The organism is Mesorhizobium sp. M0244 (assembly GCF_040321795.1).
Lineage (GTDB): Bacteria > Pseudomonadota > Alphaproteobacteria > Rhizobiales > Rhizobiaceae > Mesorhizobium.
Window position 1 is genome coordinate 52,113 of record NZ_JAMYSE010000002.1, and the last position, 21,585, is coordinate 73,697.

Genomic DNA, 21,585 nt, shown 5'->3' on the forward strand with positions numbered 1-21,585 from the left:
TTTGCGCGACATGCATTAGAATGACCATCGCCGGTCAGCCAAAAACAAAAAACCCGGCGCGAGGCCGGGTTTTTTAATTTCCAGGGCGAAAAAGCTCAGGCAGCTTCTTCCTGCTCGGCTTCCTCGTTATCGGCCTTGGCGCCGCGCTTCGGGCCCTTGTTGAGGTTGACCTCGATGAGGCGCACCGCTTCGGTCTCCGACATGCGGTTGACGGCCGCGATCTCGCGGGCCATGCGGTCGAGCGCCGCCTCGTAGAGCTGACGCTCGGAATAGGACTGCTCCGGCTGGTTGTCGGCGCGGTAGAGGTCGCGCACCACTTCCGAGATCGAAATCAGATCGCCGGAGTTGATCTTGGCATCATATTCCTGGGCGCGGCGCGACCACATGGTGCGCTTGACGCGGGCGCGGCCCTGCACGACCTTCAGCGCGCGCTCGACATAATCCTCTTCCGACAGCTTGCGCATGCCGATCGAGGTCGCCTTGGCGACTGGCACCTTGAGGCGCATCTTGTCCTTCTGGAAGTCGATGACGAACAGTTCCAGCTTGTGGCCTGCAACTTCCTGCTCGTCGATCGAGACGATCTGGCCGACACCATGCGCCGGATAGACGATGTACTCCCCGGTCTTGAAACCGTGGCGCGCTGCGGTGGACTTCTTCTGCGGGGTGATCGTTGCCATTACGCCCTGAACTCCTTGTTGTGGTACCGGCATCGTGCCGGCCCGAACTCGTGCGACCGGGGTGACCGGTCGTTAGCCACACAACGATGAACTCACCGGAAAGGCTAGGACCGGCAAATCGCAACATTGCGACCGCCTGCCCCAGATCGCTCTGGTCCGGATTGAGAAATTCACCTTTCAGTGATTTGGGGCGTTTGCGCCATAAATCGACGTTGTGTCACCGGCATGTTGAGCTGATGTAACACAAAAAGTCGGAAGAATCAAGGTTTTGCTGCACGCGCGAAGGCCATGCGCCATCGCCGTCTGTCAAGGCAGTTAATGTATCACGTCTGTTACGCGGCGTCAGGCGGCCGCAATCGGCAGTCTTGTCAATCGCCTTCGCCGGGCTCCGGGGAGAAATATTTCTCGAATTTGCCAGCTTCGCCATCGAAGTTTTTAGCGTCAACCGGCGGCTCCTTCTTGGCGGTGATGTTGGGCCATTTCTCGGCATATTCGGTGTTGATCTGCAGCCATTTGTCGAGGCCCGATTCGGTGTCGGGCTTGATCGCGTCGGCCGGGCATTCCGGTTCGCAGACGCCGCAATCGATGCACTCGTCCGGGTGGATGACGAGCATGTTCTCACCTTCGTAGAAACAGTCGACCGGACAGACCTCGATGCAGTCCATGTATTTGCATTTTATGCAATTGTCGGTCACGACATAGGTCATTGGTCGGCTCCGGGGCGTCCCATTTTGTTGGGCCTTTTTGGTGAGGTAATGCCTTTGTCCGCTGGTGGCAAGGGCAGCCCTTGCCAGCAATGCCGGGGTTTCCGGAATGGAATTCCAGAGAGCCGGCAAAGCGGAAGTTTGACCTTGCTCAATCGTCGCCGAGCAGATGGTCGGTCTGGCGGCGTTCCTTCTTCGTCGGGCGGCCGCTGCCGGCCTCGCGCAACGGAGGCATGGCATCCGGAAGCGCCGCGCCCTTGGGCACCGGAGGCGGCGACATGTCCTCGTAGAGCAGGCGGGCTTCTTCGGCCGGCCCGCGCCGTGCACCGGTGCCAAGGACCTTCCAGACGAAGATCCGCCGCTCGAGCGTGATGGTCAAAACGTCTCCCGGCCGGACCGTATCGGAGGCCTGCGCTGCTTTGTCGCGATTGATGCGGACGCGTCCGGCGACCACCAGCTTGGCTGCCAGCGATCGTGATTTCACCGCGCGCGAGAAGAACAGCCATTTGTCGATGCGCTGGCGGGCATCAGTGACCATCGGACGAGCAGCTTACTTCTTCAACTGGTCGCGCAATGCGGCGAGCTTGGCGAAGGGGGAGTCCGGGTCGAAGCGGACCGGGCGTTCCTCACGCGGCTTCGGCTGGAAGGCGGGCTTTCCGCCCGGCGCGCCGCCTTTGCCGTCCTGCCGGCCAGCCTTCCAGTCGGGCCGGTTTTCACGCCGGTCGGGGCGTTCGCCCTGCGGCTTGCCGGAGCGCTGCTCTCCCGCCTCGCCTTGCGGCTTGGGCTTGAATTTGCTGCGGTCGAAGCGCGGCTTGCCGGCGCCGTCACGCTGATCGTGGCGCCCTTGACGGGCGGGCCGGTCGCCCGGCGTTCCTGTCGGTTGCCCGTCTGCATCTACAACCGGCGCATCGTTGCGGCCCTCGCGTGCGGCCTGGCCGTTACGCGCGCGATTGTCCCGATGATTGTCCCGGGGACGATTATCTTGCTGGCGATGACGCGGGCGCTGGTCGAAGCGACCCTGCCGCCACAACAGGATAGGTTTTGGCTCCTCGGTCTCTGGAGCGGGCTCGCCGGTGACGGCTTCCGCCGTCGCCGCAGGTTCGGCCGGCGATGTTTCCATGGTTTCGAAAACCGGCGGCTCTGCCGGTGTCGTAGCCTCAGATTCCGCCCCAAGTTCCGCCTTTGGCTCAGCCGCTGGTTCAGCAGCCGCTTCGGCGGCGGGCTGGGTCTCTTGCGTGACTTCTTCTGGAGCTGCCGGCTGGTCTTCCGCGACAGCCTCTGCCGCCGTTTCGGTTACGGCTTCGGCCGCAGCCTCCGCAACAGGGGCCGCATCCGACACGGGCTCGGAAGGCTCCGCCGGTGGCTCTGCCGCGGCAGCTGCTTCCGCTATCCTCGCCTGCTCGGCCCGCGCAGCCTCGTCCGCGGCCTGCTTTGCAGCGGCGGCTTCACGTGCGGCATTGTCTTGTGCTTCGAGCCGCGCCTTGACCTCGGCCGCCGGTTTGGCATCGGCGCGATAGCCTAGGCCCTTCAGGATCTCTTCCATGTCGTCGGCGGTGGCGCCGAGGATAGACATCATCGGCGGCGTCACCATGAAAGACTGACCGTCATAGGCGCCGTCGGGGCGGGGCCCGAGGCCCGGCTTCCAGTTGGTCGCCGGCCGGATCAGGTCGGCCAGCCGTTCAAGAATATCGACGCGTACAGCACGCCGGCCAAGATTGCGGTAGCCGGCAAGCTTGTAGAAAGTCTTGTCGAAGGTCGGATCGATGACCACCGAGGTGCGGCCGGAGGCCAGCGCGTGAACGACATCGCCGAAGCCGGGCTTGTCCTTGCCGTCGTTTCTCAGCGCCCACAGCAGCGTTATCAACCCGGCCGGCGCCGGCTTGATCAGCGCCGGCACGAAGACGTGGTAGGCGCCGAAGCGCACGCCGAGACGGCGAAGCGCCGCGCGGCCTTCCTGGTCGAGGGACTTCATCTCGTCGGCGATGTCGCGACGGTTGATGAGGCCGAAATGCTCGACGAGCTGGAAAGCAATGCCGCGGCCGATGCCGGTGATCTGCTCCGCATTCTTGAGGTCGACCAGCGGCTTCAGCAGGGATTCGATCTGGAAATTGACGAAGCGCTCGGCGCGCGCGGCAACCTTGTCGCGGGCCGGACCGGTGAGTTGCTCGTCGGCCAGCAGGACGAGACGCGGCTTCAAAGCGTCTTCGCCGGCGACCAGCGTGCCGATCGGCGCGCCGATCCAGCGCAGCGTGCCATCCGAACCCAGGGCGATGTCGCCATTGGCCGAGGCACCGAAGCGCTCGGCCCGCGCCTCGAACTCGGCGGCAAGCGCCTTCTGCGCCGCCGCCCGCACCGCCTTGGCATCCTCGCCGCCGGCGCTCTGGTCGGCAGTGAAACGGAAACCCTGCAACTCGCCGACGTGGTGGCCTTCGACGAGGACGGTTCCGGTTGGGCTGATTTCGGCTTCAGGCATCGTGTTTTCTCTAAGGCGCCGCATGAGGACGGAAGTCCTGCGGTCTACAAAACGTTTCGTCAACCGCTCATGCAGCGCATCCGACAATCTGTCTTCGATTTCGCGCGTCTTTTCCTGCCAGTGTGCCCGATCGGCCAGCCAGCCGGGCCGGTTCGAAACGAAGGTCCATGTGCGGATCTGGGCAATCCTGTGCGACAGCGTGTCGATGTCGCCTTCGGTGGTGTCGGCACGGCGCACCTGCTCGGCCATATAGTTCTCGTCGACATGGCCATGCTTGGCAAGGTCCATGTAGATAGAAGCAATCAAGTCGGCGTGCTGGGCCGGCGCGATCTTCCTGTAGTCGGGTAGCGCGCAGGCTTCCCAAAGCAGCGCCACGCGCCTGGCATCGGTGGTGAGTGCCCGGATGTCCTCGTCGCGCGACAGATGCTCGAGCGCCTGCGCGTCTACTGCCGGCAGTGCGCGCGTCAGACCTTCGACCGGAGCATTGGTCTCGATCGAGCGCTTCAGCGCATCGAGGTTGGCGAAATCGAAGTGCGCGGTGCGCCACTGCAGCACTTTCACCGGGTCGAAATCATGCGCCTCGATCTTCTTGACCAGTTCCTCATCCAGCGGATCGACCTGGCCGGTGACGCCGAAGGTGCCGTCGCGCAAATGCCGGCCGGCACGGCCGGCAATCTGGCCGAGCTCGGCCGAGGTCAGGTTGCGGTACTGGTAGCCATCGAATTTGCGGTTCTGGGCGAAGGCGACGTGATCGAGGTCGAGGTTGAGGCCCATGCCGATGGCGTCGGTGGCGATGAGGTAGTCGACGTCGCCCGACTGGAACAGCGCCACCTGGGCGTTGCGAGTGCGCGGGCTTAGCGCGCCGAGCACGACGGCGGCACCGCCCTGCTGGCGGCGGATCAGCTCGGCTATGGCATAGACCTCGTCCGCCGAGAAGGCGACGATCGCGGTGCGCCGCGGCAGGCGGGTCAGCTTCTTCGAGCCGACATAGGCAAGATGCGACAGGCGTGGCCGTGTCACTACCGACACGCCCCGCAGCAGGCGCTGCAGGATGCCGTGCATGGTGGCGGCGCCGAGCAGCAGCGTCTCCTGGCGGCCGCGCAGATGCAGGATGCGATCGGTGAAGATGTGGCCGCGTTCGAGATCGCCGGCGAGCTGGACCTCGTCGATGGCAACGAAGGCGGCATCGGTCTCGCGCGGCATGGCTTCCACCGTGCAGACCGAGTATTTCGCGCCCGCCGGCTGGATCTTTTCCTCGCCGGTGATGAGCGCCACCTTGTGAGCGCCGACCTTCTCGCAGACGCGCGTATAGACCTCGCGGGCGAGCAGCCTGAGCGGCAGGCCGATGACGCCGCTTTCATGCGCCACCATCCGTTCGATGGCGAGATGGGTCTTGCCGGTGTTGGTCGGGCCGAGCACGGCCGTCACGTCTCGACCCGACAGGATCAGCGGTTCAGTGTGTTTCGGATGGATGTTCATCGGCCTGGAAATAAGGCTCTCTGCCTCGCATTGTCGGGAGCGCGCCCATATTGGCCGCGTATGACAGGCGACACATAGGGATTTCGGGCGCGAAGCGAAAGCGGAATGTGCCGAGGCAGGCCGATTGGTTCGTTCGAAGCCGCAAATCTGTTCCCGATTAACAGTTGGAACGAGTCTGGAACGAATCAGCGACGAATCACAGACTCGCGTTGATTCAGGTTTTGTTCACGGCTACATCTGGGTTTTCTGCCGGCGAGTCTCACCACATGCTGAATCACAGAAACTGGCCCGATTCATGCAGGTAGCATCCAGGCGAGCACCTCCGTTAACCTTTGCCGGTGAATGATCGTGGCCGGCCAATCCGCTTCGTCCAACATTGTGAAATTATTGATGTTTCTTAATGCGCCTTAATCATTTCAATGGTGTTTTCAGCACTCGCCGTTAACATTCCGCTCAAAGCCGGAACGAATCGGCGACGAATCAGCGATAGGCAAAGTTTCTCGATTTGTTCACCGCAACATGTTGTGTCGTGAACAGCTTTTCCACCGAGAATCCACAGGCAGTGAGACGGCTTTTGCACAGGCTGCGCGGCGGCCATTAACCTTTGCGTGCCGGATTGGGGCAGCGTGCCGCACCGCGATCGTTCAACGGGAAGGCTGCTATGGAAACGGGCCGTTTTGCGGCCCGTTTCGTCCAGCGCGTATCTGTCTCAACGTAAAGATAAAGTTATCAGCTAATATACTGCCCGCCATTGGCGGATATGGTCGAGCCGGTGATGAAACCGGCATCGTCGGAAGCGAGGAAGACGACGCAGCGCGCGATCTCCTCCGGCTCGCCGAGGCGGCCGACCGGGATCTGCGGGATGACGCGCTCGTTGAGCACCTTCTCGTCCATTGCCTTGACCATTTCGGTGGCGATATAGCCGGGGCAGATCACATTGACGGTGATGCCGGCGCGCGCACCTTCCTGGGCCAGCGCCTTGGTGAAGCCGATGTCGCCGGCCTTCGAGGCCGAATAATTGACCTGGCCGACCTGGCCTTTCTGGCCGTTGATCGAGGAGATGGTGATGACGCGGCCGAACTTGCGGTCGCGCATGCCGCCCCACAGCGGATGCGTCATGTTGAAGACGCCGGAAAGATTGGTGTCGAGGACCTCTTTCCACTGCTCGCGCGTCATCTTGTGGAACATCGCATCGCGGGTGATGCCGGCATTGTTGACCAGCACCGAGACGGGACCGAGTTCGGCCTCGATCTGTTTGACGCCGGCGGCGCACGCCTCATAGTCGGCGACCGACCATTTGTAGACCGGGATACCGGTCATTGCGTTGAATTTCTGCGCCGCGTCGTCATTGCCGGCATAGTTTGCGGCAACCGAATAGCCGGCGCTTTTCAAGGCGATCGAGATCGCCGCACCGATGCCGCGCGACCCACCTGTAACGATTGCGACCTTTGTCATAATGCTCCCTCCCAGAGTGAATGGTGAATAGTGAATAGTGAATGGTCGCGAAAGCCCTCTGGTCTTCCATTCACCATTCACTATTTTCCATTCACCCGATTGCTTCCACGCACATGGCGACGCCCATGCCGCCGCCGATGCACAGCGTGGCAAGGCCTTTTTTCGCACCGCGACGGCGCATCTCGTAGACCAGCGTGTTGAAGACGCGGGCGCCCGACGCGCCGACCGGATGGCCGATGGCGATGGCACCGCCATTGACGTTGACGATCGACGGGTCCCAGCCCATGTCCTTGTTGACGGCGCAGGCCTGCGCGGCGAAGGCCTCGTTGGCTTCGACCAAATCGAGGTCGCCGACCGACCAGCCGGCCTTGGCCAGCGCCTTGCGCGAGGAGGGAATCGGTCCCGTCCCCATAATCTGCGGGTCGACGCCGGCAGTCGCCCAGGAAACGATGCGCACCAGCGGCGTGATGCCGCGCCTTGCGGCTTCCGCTTCGGTCATCAGCACCACGGCGGCGGCGCCGTCATTGATGCCGGAAGCATTGGCTGCGGTTACCGTGCCGTCCTTGTCGAAGGCGGGCTTGAGCTTGGTCATGGCGTCGATCGTCGCGCCGTGGCGGATGTATTCATCCTGGTCGACTACCGTGTCGCCCTTCCTGCCCTTGACTGTGAAGGCAACGATCTCGTCGTTGAATTTTCCGGCTCTCTGCGCAGCCTCGGCCTTGTTTTGGGAAGCCAGTGCGAACTGGTCCTGGTCGTCGCGGGTGATTTGGAACTGGCGGGCGACGTTCTCCGCGGTGTTGCCCATATGATAGCCATAGAAGGCATCGGTCAGGCCGTCCTTGATCATGGTATCGATCAGCTTGAAATCGCCCATCTTGACGCCACCGCGCAGATGCTGTGCATGTGGAGCCATCGACATCGATTCTTGGCCGCCGGCAACGATGATTTTTGCATCGCCCTGTGCGATCTGCTGCATGCCGAGCGCGATGGCGCGCAGGCCGGAGCCGCAAAGCTGGTTTAGGCTCCAGGAGGTCGCCTCCTGCGGCACGCCGGCGGCCATAGCCGCCTGCCGCGCCGGGTTCTGCCCTTGAGCTGCGGTCAGGATCTGGCCGAGAATGACCTCGTCCACCTCCTTGCCGTCGACACCGGCACGAACAAGCGCTTCCTTGACAGCGACGGCACCCAGTTCATGAGCCGGCGTGTTGGCGAAGGCGCCGTTGAAGGAGCCGACGGGCGTGCGCGCCGCACTGGCGACAACGATGGCGTTGGAAGCGGACATGTTCTTCTCCATACTTTCGGGGAGCGATTTCGGGTGCGGTCGGGGACTTTTCTTGCCCTTTCCACAACCCGAGTCAAATCCGAAATGGGCAGGGCGTTCCTCCGCGGCAAGCGGGCCGCGCGTCGCTGCGATGACGGCTCATCCGTGCTGCGCAGCATAAAATGTTCCCGCACTGCACAAACTGCTTGGATTCATGACGCTTTTGCGCATATCCTTTAAAAAGGCGTAATCGTTACCGGCGGCTTACTTAAGCTGGCCGGTGTCCGGGGAGGATGCAGATGGCCGCAAAAGACGAACCTATTGTTATCAAGAAATATGCCAATCGCCGTCTCTACAATACGGGCACCAGCACCTATGTGACGCTTGAGGATCTCGCTGAAATGGTCAAAAAAGGCGAGGAGTTTACTGTCCAGGACGCCAAGACCGGTGACGACATCACGCATCCGGTTTTGACCCAGATCATCTTCGAGCTGGAGAACAAGGACGGGCAGAACATGCTGCCGATCCCGTTCCTGCGCCAGCTCATCGCCTATTACGGCGACCAGATGCAGATGATCGTGCCGAGCTTTCTCGAGCAGTCGATGCTGGCCTTCTCGAAGGAGCAGGAACGCTTTCGCGAGCAGATGAAAGATGCCCTCGGCAAGTCGCCGATGGACATGATGAAGATCGCCACGCCGATCAAGGTGCTGGAGGAGCAGACGCGGCGCAACATGGAAATGTTCCAGAACGCCATGCGGCTGTTCACGCCGTTCCCGCCTGCGGGCTCTGCGCCGGCAGCAGCGCCGGCCGAACCGGCCAGGAAAGAAACACCGGAAAAACCCGACGACCTTCAGGAGCTGAAGGAGCAAATCGCCGCGATGCAGCGCAAGCTCGACACGATGTCGTGATTGCCGGGGCGAGGCGCCGCGTCGAACCTCCCCTCAGGTGCGGCTGAGACTTCGCACACAGCGCGGCTAGAGCTGCTCCGGCAGCGGTCCCTGGTAGCGGGCGCGCGGCCGGATCAGGCCGTTGCTTGTCACCTGCTCCACGGCATGCGCGGCCCAGCCGATGCTGCGGCCGAGTGCAAACAAGCGGAACGGCGAGTCGGACGGCAAGCGGAGGCTGCGCGTCAGCGCGGCCAAGGCGAAATCGACGTTCGGGCGCATGCCCGTTGCTGCAAAGGCCGCATCGCAAAGCCGTAGCAGCCCATCGTCGACATCGACGGCGGCCAGCAACGGCTCCGCACGCAGATCGCCTTCGGGATAAAGCGGATGGCCAAATCCGGGCAGCGGCCTGTCGTGACCGAGCCAGCGTCCGATAGCCGCATCCGGCCCCAATCTCTGCGCATCCTCCGCCAGCATCATGACTGCCTCCGCGGCGCCGCCATGGCGCGGACCGGAGAGCGTGGCGAGGCCGGCAAGCAGGCAGGCCGAAACAGGTGCACCGGTGGACGCGGCGACCCGCGCGGCGAAGGTCGATGCGTTCAGTTCGTGATCGGCCAACAGCACCAGCGAGCGGCGAATCAGGTCTGCGCCAGCAGCATCGAGGGACCAGCCCTGCGCCAGTCTTTCGTGCACGGCACCGGTTCCGCGAACCGCGCCGAGCGCCTGAGCCAGAGCGGCGATGGCGCCGGCCGCATCTTGGTTGAGCGAAGCCGCCCTGCGGCCGAGCGAAGGCCGGCCCTTCGCCGCCAACGCGGCCAATTCCGCGAAGGCAGCCGGCCGGCCAGTTGCGCCGTTGCCATGGCGGCTCGCCGACACGAACGACACTGCTGCGTCAGATGCCCAAAGCAGGCTTGCCGTCTGCTCCAGCGTGGCAGTCTCGCAGAGAGCAACCGCATCCTGGCCGCGATAGACGAGGCGGCCGTGCAAAACGGTCGAGATCGTGGTGGCGATTGCCGGCTCACCCCAGGCAATTGCGCTTTCGGCGATTGCCTGGGGATTTCGGCCGCGCGCCCGGCGGCTCGCCAGCGCCGCGATATCGTCGGCGCGATACTGGCTGCGGCGTGGGTCGGACCGATCCGGCCGCATGCCGATGCGCCCGCGGCTGACATAGGCATAGAGTGTCTGCGCGCGCACCTTGAGGCGCTCCAGGGCTTCTTCCCGCGTCAGCCACTCGGTCATGTCAGCCTTGGCATGTTGATTCAGTTGATCAAGATTGATGGTCTAGTCGCCGACCCTTATCTACGACACGGAAATGGTCAAGGAGAAACCGATGGCGAATGGGCTCGATGATGTGGTGGCGGCGGAAACCGTGCTCTCCGATGTCGACGGCCTTGGCGGCCGCCTGACCATCCGCGGCCATTCGCTGCCGGAACTGGCAGGCCGCTGGAAATACGCCGACGTGGTTCGGCTGCTGTTCGACGGCTTTTTCGACGATCTTCCCGGCGACAAGGAGCTGGCGAACGCGATCGGTCGAGCGCGCAGCGAAGTGTTCGAGCAAATCGAGCCCTTGCCGCCGTTTCTCGCGTCCCTCGACATCTACAGCGCGATGCGCGCCGGCATTGCCCTGCTGGCGGACGGCGACAAATTGCCGGACGCGCTCCGGCTGGTTGCAGCACCTGCCGTGCTGACGCCGGCCTTGCTGCGCTTTCAGCGCGGCGAAAGCCCAATTGCGCCCGATCCCAAGGCCGATCATGCCACCGACATGCTGCGGATGCTGACCGGCGCTGCGGCCTCGCCGGCGTTGGCGAAGGCGCTCGATACCTATCTCGTGACGGTCTGCGACCATGGTCTCAACGCTTCGACCTTCGCAACGCGTGTTGTCGCCTCGACGCAGGCCGGACTCACTTCGGCGGTGCTGGCCGGGCTCGGAGCGCTCAAAGGGCCGCTGCATGGCGGCGCCCCTGGTCCGGTGATCGAGATGCTGGATGCGATAGAGGCGCATGGCGACGCTAGCGGCTGGCTGCGCGACGAGATCGCGCGCGGCCAGCGCATCATGGGCTTCGGGCATCGCATCTACCGCGTGCGCGATCCGCGTGCCGACGTGCTGAAAGCCGTCGTGCGCCAGCTTGGCGCCGAGGGCGAAGCCGGCCACCGGCTGGCCTTTGCCGAAAGCGTGGAGCAGGCGGCGCTCGAGGTGCTTCGGATCGCCAAGCCGTCGCGCTCGATCCAGACTAATGTCGAGTTCTTCACAGCGCTTCTGCTGGAAGCGGCGGGCTTTCCGAAAGAGGCGTTCACCAACGTCTTTGCCGCCGGGCGCGTCGCCGGCTGGATCGCCCACGCACGAGAGCAGCAGACGAGCGGACGGCTGATCCGGCCGCAGTCGCACTATATCGGGCCGGTGCCGGACCTCGTCGCCTGAGGATTTCCCCTCGCGGAACCGGCCGCCGCAGCCGCTTGGCTGGCAGCGCCCCTCTTCTGGACGAGGGCGCGGATGTATGCTCATGACAAAAAATTTCATGTCATTGCTCCACACATCCGCTGTTCTTGGGTGACAGAGAACCTATATGCTGCAGTGCAGCATGGTTCCATGTGAGCCCATCTCAAAAGGAATAAGCCGCCTTGATCGCCAGAAAAACCGCCATCGTCACCGGTTCCACCTCGGGCATCGGCCTAGCCATTGCCCACGCGCTCGCGGCCGAAGGCTGCAACATCGTCGTCAATTCCTTTTCCGACACCGCCGATGACCACGCCATCGCCGACGCGATCGCGAAGCACCACAAGGTGAAGACCGCCTACGTCAAGGCCGACATGTCGAAGCCGGCCGAGTGCCGGGCTTTGGTCGTGAAGGCAGCCGAGACATTCGGCTCGGTCGACATCCTGGTCAACAATGCCGGCATCCAGCATGTCGCGCCGGTGGAGAGCTTCCCGATCGAGAAGTGGGATGCGATCATCGCCATCAACCTATCGTCGGCTTTCCACACCATCGCCGCCGCCATCCCGCTGATGAAACAGACCGGTGGCGGCCGGATCGTCAACGTCGCCTCGGCCCACGGGCTGGTCGCCTCGCCGTTCAAGTCGGCCTATGTCTCGGCCAAGCACGGCATTATGGGCCTGACCAAGACGGTCGCCCTGGAGCTGGCGCGCGACAAGATCACCTGCAATGCCATTTGTCCCGGCTATGTGCTGACGCCGCTGGTCGAGGCGCAGATCCCCGACCAAATGAAGGCCAACAAGATGGACCGCGAGACTGTGGTCCGCGAGGTCATGCTCGAAAAGCAGCCGACCAAGGAGTTCGTCACCGTCGAGCAGGTTGCGGCGGCCGCGGTGTTCCTGTGCTCGGATGCGGCAGCGCAGATCAACGGCACACACATCTCTGTCGACGGCGGCTGGGCCGCTCAGTGAGCCATCCAGCGGTCGAGGGCCACGCCATGACGAAAAACGGCAAGGCGGAGGAGCCAAAGAAGATAAACGTCGCGCTGCAAGGCGGCGGCTCGCACGGGGCGTTTTCCTGGGGCGTGCTCGATCGGCTGCTGGAGGACGGGCGCCTCGATATAACGGCGGTTTCGGGCACCAGCGCCGGCGCCATGAATGCCGTGGCGCTGGCCGACGGTTTCGTCCGCGGCGGCGTCGAGGGCGCACGGCGGAAGCTCGACGATTTCTGGCGTGCGGTGGCCGCAAAGGGCCGCTTCAGCCCGGTGCAGCGCATGCCTTGGGACGTCGCCTGGGGCAATTGGTCGATCGAGAACACGCCCGGCTATTTCCTGTTCGATACGATGTCGCGGGTATTTTCGCCCTATGTCGCTAATCCGCTCGCCATCAATCCGCTGCGCGACGTGGTCGAACGTGAGATCGATTTCGACAATGTGCGCGCCTGCAAGTCGATGGAACTGTTCATTTCCGCGACCAATGTCGAGACCGGTCAGCTGCGTGTCTTCTCGGACGGCGAGATCGACCTCGACACGGTGATGGCGTCGGCCTGCCTGCCGCAATTGTTCCGCGCCGTCGAGATCAAGGGCGTACCCTATTGGGACGGCGGCTATGGCGGCAACCCGGCACTGTTCCCGTTCTTCAAGACGGCGGCCACCGAGGACGTGCTTTTGGTCCAGATCAATCCGGTGGTCCGCGAGGGGACGCCAAAGAGCGCCAATGAAATCCAGAACCGCATCGACGAGATCACCTTCAATGCCGGGCTGTTGCGGGAATTCCGCTCGATCGCCTTCGTCAAGGAACTGATCGCCGCCGGCCGGTTGCCGCACGGCGAATATCGCGACATCCGCATGCATCGCATCGATGCCGACGAGGCGTTCAAGGATCTGTCGGCATCGTCCAAGGTCAATGCCGAATGGGCGTTTCTTGTCTATCTGCGCGACCTCGGCCGCACCGCAGCCAGTGATTGGCTGGAAGAAAATTACGACGCCGTCGGCAAGCGGCCGACGATCGATCTGTCCGGCGAGCTCGACGACGGCTTGAAGCCGGTGCGCGGGCCGGCGCCGGGCCGGCGGGTCAAGGAGTTTCTGGCGGCGCGCAAGCAGCCCGAGGCCGCCCGCCGTCCGGCCTAGCTGCTTCGCAAAGCAGATGGCATTCGCAATCTGTTCAATCATCCTGACACTTGCTGCCATGCCGCTATTTTTGGCGATCGAGAGCCGATGCAGCAACCGCATCTTTGCGGGCAAAGCAACAATCCATCAACTTTTCTGACTATATTGCGATGCAACTTTGAGGTAGAAGCGCGCTTCGCCGATCACGGCAATTTGAATACGGCCTCGCGCGCACCCATATCGGCGACGCGCCCCAATTAGAAGATGCGGCCTGGCCGAACCCCGCGCACTGGAAAAATGACGATGCCGAAATTCAGGTTTCACAAGCTTGCAGCCATTGTTGTGCTCATCGGGTTCGCCGGCTGGATGGCGACAGGCGAGTTCTCTTCCGTCGGTAGCGCGTCCGCCGATAACAAGCCCAAGGCAGGAGAGGTCGAGCAGCCCAAGGCAGCCGACGCAGGCAAGCCCCAATCTGCAAAACCGGGGGCTGCTAAACCGGGGGCTGCCGAAGCAGAGCAGCCCAAGGCGCCCTTGCGCACGGTCGCGGTCATAACCCCGCCGCGGCGCACCTATGCACGCGCTATCCGCATTTCCGGACTGACCGAAGCCGACAAGCGCGCCGTCCTGGCGACACGCGTCGCCGGCGTCATCGACAAGCTGCCGGTCAAGCAGGGTCAGCACGTCAAGACCGGCGACCTCATCCTAATGCTTGCCGCCGAGGAAAAAATCTCGGCGGTCGACAACGCCAAGCAGCTTGTCGTGCAACGTGAGGCCGAGCTCGCTGCGGCCCTGCGGCTGATGAAAACCGGCAATCTGCCCAAGCTGCAGCTCGACACGGCCCGCTCCAACCTGACGCTGGCCAAGTCGCAACTGGACGCCGTGCAAGCCGAGCTCGACCGCAACGAGGTTAAGGCGCCGTTCGACGGTGTCATCGACCGGGTGCCGGTGGAGCTTGGCAGTTCCGTGATGCAGGGCGGCGAGGTGGCAACCATTCTCAAGCTCGATCCGGTGATCGCCCGCGCCGAAGTCAGCGAACGCGATCTCGGCTATCTGAAGATCGGTGACGAAGCCAATGTGCGCCTGGTCAGCGGCCAGACCGTCAAGGGCACGGTGCGCTACATCAGCCGGGATGCATCTTCGGCAACCCGTACCTTCCGCGTCGAAGTCGCTATCCCCAATGCCGATGGTTCCGTACCGGCCGGCATGACGGCAGAAATCGCGCTCAGCGCCCAGCCGACCGACGCCGTGATGCTGCCGCGATCGGTGGTGACGCTCGGCGACAAGGGCGACCTCGGCATCCGCGCCGTCGACAAGGACAACAAGGTCGTGTTCTTCCCGATCGACCTGGTCGACGACACGCCAACCGGCCTGGTGCTCGGCGGCATTGCGGCAGACGCCCGCATCATCGTCGCCGGCCAGGAGCTGGTTAAGGAAGGCGAAGTGGTCAAGCCGGTCGAAGCCGACCAGGCGACCATTCAAAAGCTGTTGGGCGAAGCGACGGCCGGGACGCAGTAATCATGGACATCGTCAAACTTGCAATCAGCAATGCCCGGCTGACCATTTCGGTCCTGATCTTTCTCATCCTTGCGGGTGCGGTCGCCTACCAGTCGACGCCGAAAGAAGCGGAACCCGACGTTCCGATTCCGATGATGTATGTCAGCCTGATCTACCAGGGCATCTCGCCGGAAGACTCCGAACGCCTCCTGCTGCGGCCGATGGAAGCCAAGCTGAAGAGCCTGAAGGGCCTCAAGGAGATGCGGTCGGCCGCCTTCCAGGGCGGCGGTTATGTGCTGGTCGAATTCCAGCCACAGACCGATCTCGCCACCGCGTTGCAGGACACGCGCAGCAAGGTGCAGGACGGCAAGGCCGACCTGCCGCAAGCGGCTGAGGAGCCCGTGGTCTCCGAGGTCAACATCTCCGAATTTCCCGTCCTGGTCGTGACGCTATCGGGCGAGGTGCCCGAGCGCGTGCTGACGGCAGCGGCGCGCGAGCTGCGCGACCGCATCGAGGAAGTGCCCGGCGTGCTTGAGGGCTCGCTGCAGGGTGCGCGCGACGACCTCGTCGAAGTGGTCATCGATCCGATGAAACTGACGTCCTACGGGCTGCAGCTCGACCAGTTGATCGGTGCGGTCGGCGCTTCCAACAGTCTTGTCGCCGCCGGCAACATCGAAGGATCCGAGGGCAAATACGCGGTCAAGGTCCCCTCGCTTATCGAGACACCAGAGGATGTGGCGGCGCTTCCGGTCGTCGCCGGCCCCAATGCGGTGGTGCAGGCCAAGGACATTGCCACCATCCGCTCCACATTCAAGGACGCCGAGACGGTCACCCGCCTCGACGGCAAGCCGGCGATCGCCATCGAGGTGAAGAAGCGCATCGGCTCCAACCTGATCGATACGATTGGCAAGGTCAGGGAGGTGTCCGACGCCTTCATCAAGACCATGCCGGAGGGCATGCACGTCACCTACACGCAAGACAAGTCCGTCTTCGTGAACCAGTTGCTCGGCGACCTGCAGAACCACGTGATGATCGCCGTCATCCTGGTGTTCATCGTCATTCTCTACGCGCTGTCTGGCCGTGCCTCGCTGTTGATCGGATTGGCCATCCCCTCGTCCTTCCTGATCGGCATCCTGTTGCTGGCAATGATGGGCTACACGATCAACATGATCGTGCTGTTCAGCCTCATCCTGGCGGTCGGCATGCTGGTCGACGACGCCATCATCGTCACCGAATTCGCCGAGCGACGCATGAGCGAGGGCATGCCGAAGGAGCAAGCGTTCGCGCTTGCCGCCAAGCGCATGGCCGGCCCGGTCATCGCGGCGACGATGACGCGCATTGCCGCCTTCTCGCCGCTGTTGTTCTGGCCGGGCATTATCGGCGACTTCATGAAATACATGCCGATCACGCTGATCGTGACGCTCTCGGCCTCGATGCTCTATGCGCTGGTCTTCGCGCCGACGCTGGGCGCGATATTTGCCAAGGCGCCGGCCCATCACCCCGACGACAATCGCGACGGCTGGTACATGGCCGTGGTCAAGCAGGCGGTGCAGTATCCCATCACCGTGCTTGTCCTCACTGTGGCGCTGTTGTTCGGCGTCGGCTACGCCTATTCGAAATTCGGCGCCGGCGTCGAATTCTTCCCGAATGTCGAGCCTGACTACGGCCTGCTCTATGTCCACGCCCGCGGCAATCTTTCGCTTGCCGAAATGGACGCGGCCACCAAGACCGCGGAAAATCGGCTGCTCGGTTGGCCGGGCGTGAAGTCTGTCTATACCCGTGTCGGCAAGACGCAGGGCGGCGGCCAGGATGTTCCGGAAGACGTGGTTGGCGTGATCCAGTACGAATTCGTCGACTGGCGCGAGCGTAAATCGGCGAACTCAATCCTGGACGAACTGCGCGGCGTTATGGCCGGCATTCCCGGTGTCGACGTCGAGGTTCGCGTGCCGGAAGCCGGCCCGCCTACCGGCAAGCCGATCCAGATCAGGCTTTCGGCCGTAGATCCGAAGGGCCTTGACGACAAGGCCCGCGCGGTCGCCGCGCGCATTGCCAAGGTGCCCGGCGTCATCGATATTTCCGACGGTCTGGCGCCGCCCGGCGTCGACTGGGCGCTTGAAGTCGATCGCGCCAAGGCGGCGCAGTACGGCATCAGCCCAACCGCGGTCGGGACGGTCGTGCAATTGGTGACCAACGGGCTGAAGCTCAGCGAATACCGGCCCGCCGGCGCCGACGATGCCGTCGACATCAGACTGCGCCTGCCCGAGGATCGGCGCACGCTGTCGACGCTCGACGAGCTGCGGGTGCAGACCGCGCAAGGCTCGGTGCCGATCTCGAATTTCGTCGTGCGCAAGCCAGAGCCGACGGTCGGTATCCTCAACCGCATCGACGGTGCGCGAACGGTGGTCGTCCAGGCCAACGTCGCTGCCGGCGCCCAGGTGGCTGCCGTCCAGCAAGAGGTCACCAAGGCCGTGTCCGAGATGGATCTCGGCAGCGGCATACGCTGGAAGCTCGCAGGCTCGAACGAGGACAGCGCGGAGGCCAGCGCCTTCCTCAGCAAGGCTTTCGGCGCAGCGATCTTCCTGATCTTCCTCGTGCTTCTGGCGCAGTTCAACAAATTCACCAGCGTCTGGCTGGTGCTGTCGTGCGTGGTCATGGCGACGATCGGCGTCTTCCTCGGGCTGCTGCTGACGGGAGAGGCATTCGGCATCGTCATGTCGGGCATCGGTGTCATCGCGCTGGCCGGCGTGGTGGTCAACAACAACATCGTGCTGATCGACACCTATGACCGGTTGCGCGAAGAGGGCTGGGACAAATACGAAGCCGTTCTGCAGACCTGCCGCGAACGTGCCCGCCCGGTGGTGCTGACGGCGGTGTCGGCGATCCTCGGCGTGCTGCCGATCGCTTTCGGCCTCGGCCTCGAAATCTTCCATCACGAGACGACGATCAACGCGCCGTCGACGCAATGGTGGATATCGCTGTCCTCGGCGATCGTTTTCGGCCTGTCCTTCGCCACCGTGCTGACGCTGGTGGTGACGCCGTCGATGCTGATGGTATTCACTCGCGCCAAGATCAAACCCGGTGCGCGTCGGGGCTGGTTCAGCCGCCTGTTCGGGCGTCGCAAGCCCGAGATCACCTCGGAGGGCCTGGAGGCCGATCTGGGCACCGAACCGGCGATCGCCTTCCCGAAGGCCGCCGAATAAATCGACGTCCCCAATCAAGCAAAGGCCGCCCGGGAACAATGGGCGGCCTTCTGCATTGTTCCGTCATTGCAACCTCAAAGCGAGGATTTTCTGATGACGATCAGCACCATTCTCATCATTATTCTTATTCTTATTCTGATCGGCGCGGTTCCGGCATGGCCGCATTCGCGGTCCTGGGGTTACGGACCATCCGGCATCGTCGGCGTCATTCTGATCGTTGTCCTGGTACTGCTGTTGATGGGCCGGATCTGACCGCAATCATTGGTCGTGACAAGCGGCGGATGACCATCTGGCCATCCGCTTTTTTTGGTTTGTTGTTAGGCAACTTTTTGCGTCGTCTTAAGCGTGGCGATGCCGATATCCTCGAGCGCTTCCGACACTGCATCTTCCAGCGGCGTGTGCGGGATCGTACCGATAACGCTTTCCAGCCTGCCTGAAACCAGCCGGTGCGGCTCGAAGCGGAGATAGGACATCGAAACGATCTCGCGCCACATCGCCACGAACGGGCTGCCGGCGCGCAGCACCCACCACGGCATCGACGTCAGCTTCAGCGTGCGTCCGAGCGCCTTCTCCGCGGCCGCCTTGATGTCCAGATCGGTCACCGCATGGCCAGGAAAGTTCAGCGCCTCGTAGGAGCCGAGCTTGTCGAGATTGTCAGCCAGCCCGACGAAGGCCTTGGCCAAGTCGGGCAGATAGGCCCATTCATGCACGAGATCGACCGGCCCTGGGGCGGTATAGACGCCCTTGGTCATCTTGGTGGCAACAACCAGATCGAACCACGATCCGCTGCCGGTGCCACCGAAGAAATCACCGGCGCGCAGCAGGATCGTGCGCACCCGACCCGCGTCGGCCTCGCGGCGAAACAGATCTTCCATGGCGACGCGGATGCGGCCCTTTTCCGTCGTCGGGCGAAACGGCGTGTCTTCGGCGATCACCGCCGGCATCGGCGAGCCGTAATTGTAGACGGTGCCCGGGAAGAGATGCAGTGCGCCATTCGCCCGGCAGGCAGCCATCACATTCTCGGCCATCGGCAGGCATTTGCTCCAGTCGGTGTAGAGTGGGTTCAGGCCGTTGAAAATGATATCAATGCCGTCGGTGGCGCGGATCAGCGCATCGCGGTCGAGCGCGTCGCCGGCGATCGCCGTGGCGCCTTCGAGCTCCGCCGGCACTTTGCCGCTGCGGGTGACAGCGCGGACGTCGTAGCCGGCATCGATGAAGACCTTGGCCACCGTGCGGCCCAGCCGGCCGTTGGCACCGAGAATTGCGATCTTGGTCATTGTTCGTCTCCTTGTTGCGTTACGACGCCAATGTGATCTCTTCGCTAACGAATGGAAATTGACTTAAGCTGGCGATCTGATATTCAATTTTGAATGGATATCGACTGGAATCTGATCAAGAGTTTCGTCACGGTGGCGGAGACCGGCAGCCTGTCGGCGGCCGCACGAAAACTTGCCGCAAGCCAGCCGACGCTCGGCCGCCACATCGCCGAGCTGGAACAGGCGCTCGGCGTCACCCTGTTCCGGCGCGGGCGGCGTGGCTATGCGCTCACGGAAGCAGGCAGCACGCTCTTTGAACGGGGTCGCGCGGTGAGCGAGCAGGCGAGCGCCTTTTCGCTGCTGGCGCTGGGATCGGTCGAGGCGATAGAGGGTACGGTGCGCATTGCCGCCAGCGAAGTGGTGGCGGCCTATGTGCTGCCGGAAATCACAGCGAGGCTTGGTTTCGAGGAGCCGGGCATCGAGGTCGAGATCGTCGCCTCGAACCAGGTCGAGAATCTGCTGCGTCGCGACGCCGATATCGCCATTCGCATGGTCAAGCCGGCGCAGAATGAACTGGTCGCGCGCAAGGTGACCGACATTCCGCTCCGCGCCTGCGCGGCAAAATCCTATCTGGACCGGCGTGGCCGTCCGCGCGAGGCCCGCGATCTTGCCGGCCACGATCTGGTCGGCTTCGACCGCAGCGATGAGATCATTCGCGGCTTTGCCCAGTTCGGCGTCCCGCTCGCCCGCAATGCCTTCCGCTTCAGGACCGATAATCAGATCGTGCTGTGGGAGGCGCTACGGGCGGGAAACGGCATCGGCTTTGGCCAGGAGCCGCTGGCCGATCGCGATGCACTGCTGGAAACAGTGCTGCCGGGGCTCGCGCTGCCGACGCTGCCGGTGTGGCTCGCCATGCATCGCGACGTCCGCACCAGCGTGCGCATCCGCCGCGTGGCGGATTTCCTCCACGAAGAGCTCAAGCGCTATTCGGCCGGTGCGGGCTCGGCAGCGAATTCGGCGCGGTGAGCGAGCCCGGCCATCAACAGCACGACGACCAGCAGCCCGGACAGAGCGACGAAGATCGGACCGAAGCTCGAGTGCTCGGCGATGAAGCCGATCGCCGAGGGGGCGACCAGAATGCCTGAGTAACCCATTGTGGTGACGACGCTCATGCCGGTGCCGGACGCCATGCCCTCCTGGTTGCCGCCGGCCGAAAAGATGATCGGCACCATGTTGGCAATGCCGAGGCCGCAAAAGGCAAAGGCGGCAATGGCCAGCCAAGGCGAGGGAGCCAGCCCGGCCACCAGCATGCCGGCACCAGCGGCAAGGGCCGAGGCGCGCAACGTCGTAACGGCACCGAAACGGTTGCGGACGCCATCGCCGAGAAAGCGCATGATGGCCATGACTCCGGAAAAGGCGGCATAGGCCAGGCCTGCGATGGCAAGATCGGCGCCGAGCTCCTGCCTGAGATACAGCGCCGCCCAGTCGAGTACCGCACCTTCGGAGATCATCGTCAGCAGCGCCATCAGCCCAACCAGATAGACCAGCGGGTTTGCCGGCAGCGCGAATTTGTGGTGCTCGGCGACTGGGTGCTTGTCCTCGTCGATCAGGTAGCGGATCGCTACGGCGATGACGGCAAAGGCAAGAGCCGTCACCACTGTCGCATGGGCGAGGTGACCGTAGTTCTGGATGGCGAAACCGCCCAAAGCGCCGCCAGCGAAACCGCCAAGGCTCCAGAAGCCGTGCGAGGACGACATGATGGCACGGGACAGCCGCCGTTCGACTGCCACTGCGTTGGCATTCATGGCGACGTCCATGCCGCCGATCGAACCGCCGAAGATGAACATGGCGACGGCCGCAAGGGGCACGTTGGGGGCCAGAGCCACAACCAAAAGGCCGAAGCTGCCGGCAAGTCCGAACCAGCGCAGCACGCTGCGCGAGCCATGCTTCGAGATCAGATGGCCGCACCAGGTCATGGCGGTGACGGCGCCGGCGCCGAACAACAGGATCAACAGGCCGAGCGTGAACTTGCTGATGTCCAGCCGGGTCAGAAACACTGGGATCTGCGGCGCCCAGCTGCCGGTCAGGAAGCCGTTGGCGAGGAAGATGCCTGCCACGGCCCAGCGTCCACGAATCGCGGTCTGCATGATTTTCTGCGCGTCCATCG

17 protein-coding genes are annotated in these 21,585 nt (G+C 63.4%); 8 read left to right on the top strand and 9 right to left on the bottom strand.

Annotation, left to right across the window (positions count from 1 at the left end):
- Positions 1–95: 95 nt before the first annotated feature.
- The 6 genes from NKJ08_RS02495 to NKJ08_RS02520 form a co-directional block, all read right to left on the bottom strand.
- Positions 96–677 (bottom strand): CarD family transcriptional regulator, encoded by a 582-nt coding sequence (locus tag NKJ08_RS02495; RefSeq protein ID WP_006327799.1) that lies wholly within the window; start codon positions 675–677, stop codon positions 96–98.
- 368 nt (positions 678–1,045) lie between these two features.
- Entirely contained in the window at positions 1,046–1,384 is a 339-nt protein-coding gene (gene fdxA / locus NKJ08_RS02500) for a ferredoxin FdxA (protein ID WP_352522839.1), read from the bottom strand.
- Between the two features lie 148 nt (positions 1,385–1,532).
- Positions 1,533–1,919 carry an RNA-binding S4 domain-containing protein gene (locus NKJ08_RS02505; RefSeq protein ID WP_352522838.1) on the bottom strand — a complete coding sequence of 129 codons (387 nt, stop codon included), beginning with the start codon at positions 1,917–1,919 and terminating at the stop codon, positions 1,533–1,535.
- Positions 1,920–1,931: 12 nt separating this feature from the next.
- On the bottom strand, positions 1,932–5,333 hold the full coding sequence (locus NKJ08_RS02510) for a helicase-related protein (RefSeq protein ID WP_352775472.1): 3,402 nt from the start codon (positions 5,331–5,333) through the stop codon (positions 1,932–1,934).
- A 729-nt stretch (positions 5,334–6,062) separates the two neighbouring features.
- Positions 6,063–6,788: an acetoacetyl-CoA reductase gene (gene phbB, locus NKJ08_RS02515; protein WP_352522836.1), complete on the bottom strand. Its 726-nt coding sequence runs from the start codon at positions 6,786–6,788 to the stop codon at positions 6,063–6,065.
- A gap of 91 nt (positions 6,789–6,879) precedes the next feature.
- A complete protein-coding gene (locus tag NKJ08_RS02520) occupies positions 6,880–8,067 on the bottom strand; it encodes an acetyl-CoA C-acetyltransferase (protein ID WP_352522835.1) in 1,188 nt (395 codons plus the stop codon).
- A 278-nt stretch (positions 8,068–8,345) separates the two neighbouring features.
- Here NKJ08_RS02520 and phaR point away from each other — a divergent pair, with 278 nt between their 5' ends.
- Entirely contained in the window at positions 8,346–8,954 is a 609-nt protein-coding gene (gene phaR / locus NKJ08_RS02525; protein WP_352522834.1) for a polyhydroxyalkanoate synthesis repressor PhaR, read from the top strand.
- Between the two features lie 66 nt (positions 8,955–9,020).
- On the opposite strand, the gene NKJ08_RS02530 is transcribed toward phaR, so the two are convergent.
- Entirely contained in the window at positions 9,021–10,169 is a 1,149-nt protein-coding gene (locus tag NKJ08_RS02530) for a citrate/2-methylcitrate synthase (protein ID WP_352781172.1), read from the bottom strand.
- 91 nt (positions 10,170–10,260) lie between these two features.
- On the opposite strand from NKJ08_RS02530, the gene NKJ08_RS02535 reads away from it, so the two are divergent.
- From NKJ08_RS02535 to NKJ08_RS02560, 6 genes are all read left to right on the top strand, one after another.
- Complete coding sequence (locus NKJ08_RS02535; protein WP_352522832.1) at positions 10,261–11,349, top strand: citrate synthase/methylcitrate synthase; 1,089 nt, start codon at positions 10,261–10,263, stop codon at positions 11,347–11,349.
- A 200-nt stretch (positions 11,350–11,549) separates the two neighbouring features.
- Positions 11,550–12,332 carry a 3-hydroxybutyrate dehydrogenase gene (locus tag NKJ08_RS02540; protein WP_352522831.1) on the top strand — a complete coding sequence of 261 codons (783 nt, stop codon included), beginning with the start codon at positions 11,550–11,552 and terminating at the stop codon, positions 12,330–12,332.
- Between the two features lie 26 nt (positions 12,333–12,358).
- The gene (locus tag NKJ08_RS02545) at positions 12,359–13,489 is read left to right on the top strand and encodes a patatin-like phospholipase family protein (RefSeq protein WP_352522830.1); all 1,131 of its coding nucleotides are present in this window, start codon (positions 12,359–12,361) and stop codon (positions 13,487–13,489) included.
- 282 nt (positions 13,490–13,771) lie between these two features.
- Positions 13,772–14,983: an efflux RND transporter periplasmic adaptor subunit gene (locus tag NKJ08_RS02550; protein WP_352522829.1), complete on the top strand. Its 1,212-nt coding sequence runs from the start codon at positions 13,772–13,774 to the stop codon at positions 14,981–14,983.
- Positions 14,984–14,985: 2 nt separating this feature from the next.
- Positions 14,986–18,162 (top strand): efflux RND transporter permease subunit, encoded by a 3,177-nt coding sequence (locus NKJ08_RS02555; protein WP_352781174.1) that lies wholly within the window; start codon positions 14,986–14,988, stop codon positions 18,160–18,162.
- Between the two features lie 93 nt (positions 18,163–18,255).
- Positions 18,256–18,414, top strand: a complete 159-nt coding sequence (locus tag NKJ08_RS02560) for a DUF3309 family protein (protein ID WP_023678456.1) — start codon at positions 18,256–18,258, stop codon at positions 18,412–18,414.
- Positions 18,415–18,479: 65 nt separating this feature from the next.
- Here NKJ08_RS02560 and NKJ08_RS02565 read toward each other — a convergent pair whose 3' ends face one another.
- On the bottom strand, positions 18,480–19,439 hold the full coding sequence (locus NKJ08_RS02565) for an SDR family oxidoreductase (protein WP_352775480.1): 960 nt from the start codon (positions 19,437–19,439) through the stop codon (positions 18,480–18,482).
- Between the two features lie 93 nt (positions 19,440–19,532).
- Here NKJ08_RS02565 and NKJ08_RS02570 point away from each other — a divergent pair, with 93 nt between their 5' ends.
- On the top strand, positions 19,533–20,444 hold the full coding sequence (locus NKJ08_RS02570) for a LysR family transcriptional regulator (RefSeq protein ID WP_352522826.1): 912 nt from the start codon (positions 19,533–19,535) through the stop codon (positions 20,442–20,444).
- On the opposite strand, the gene NKJ08_RS02575 is transcribed toward NKJ08_RS02570, so the two are convergent.
- Positions 20,402–21,583: an MFS transporter gene (locus NKJ08_RS02575; RefSeq protein ID WP_352522825.1), complete on the bottom strand. Its 1,182-nt coding sequence runs from the start codon at positions 21,581–21,583 to the stop codon at positions 20,402–20,404. The two genes, NKJ08_RS02570 and NKJ08_RS02575, sit on opposite strands and share 43 nt — an antisense overlap.
- Between the last annotated feature and the right edge of the window lie 2 nt (positions 21,584–21,585).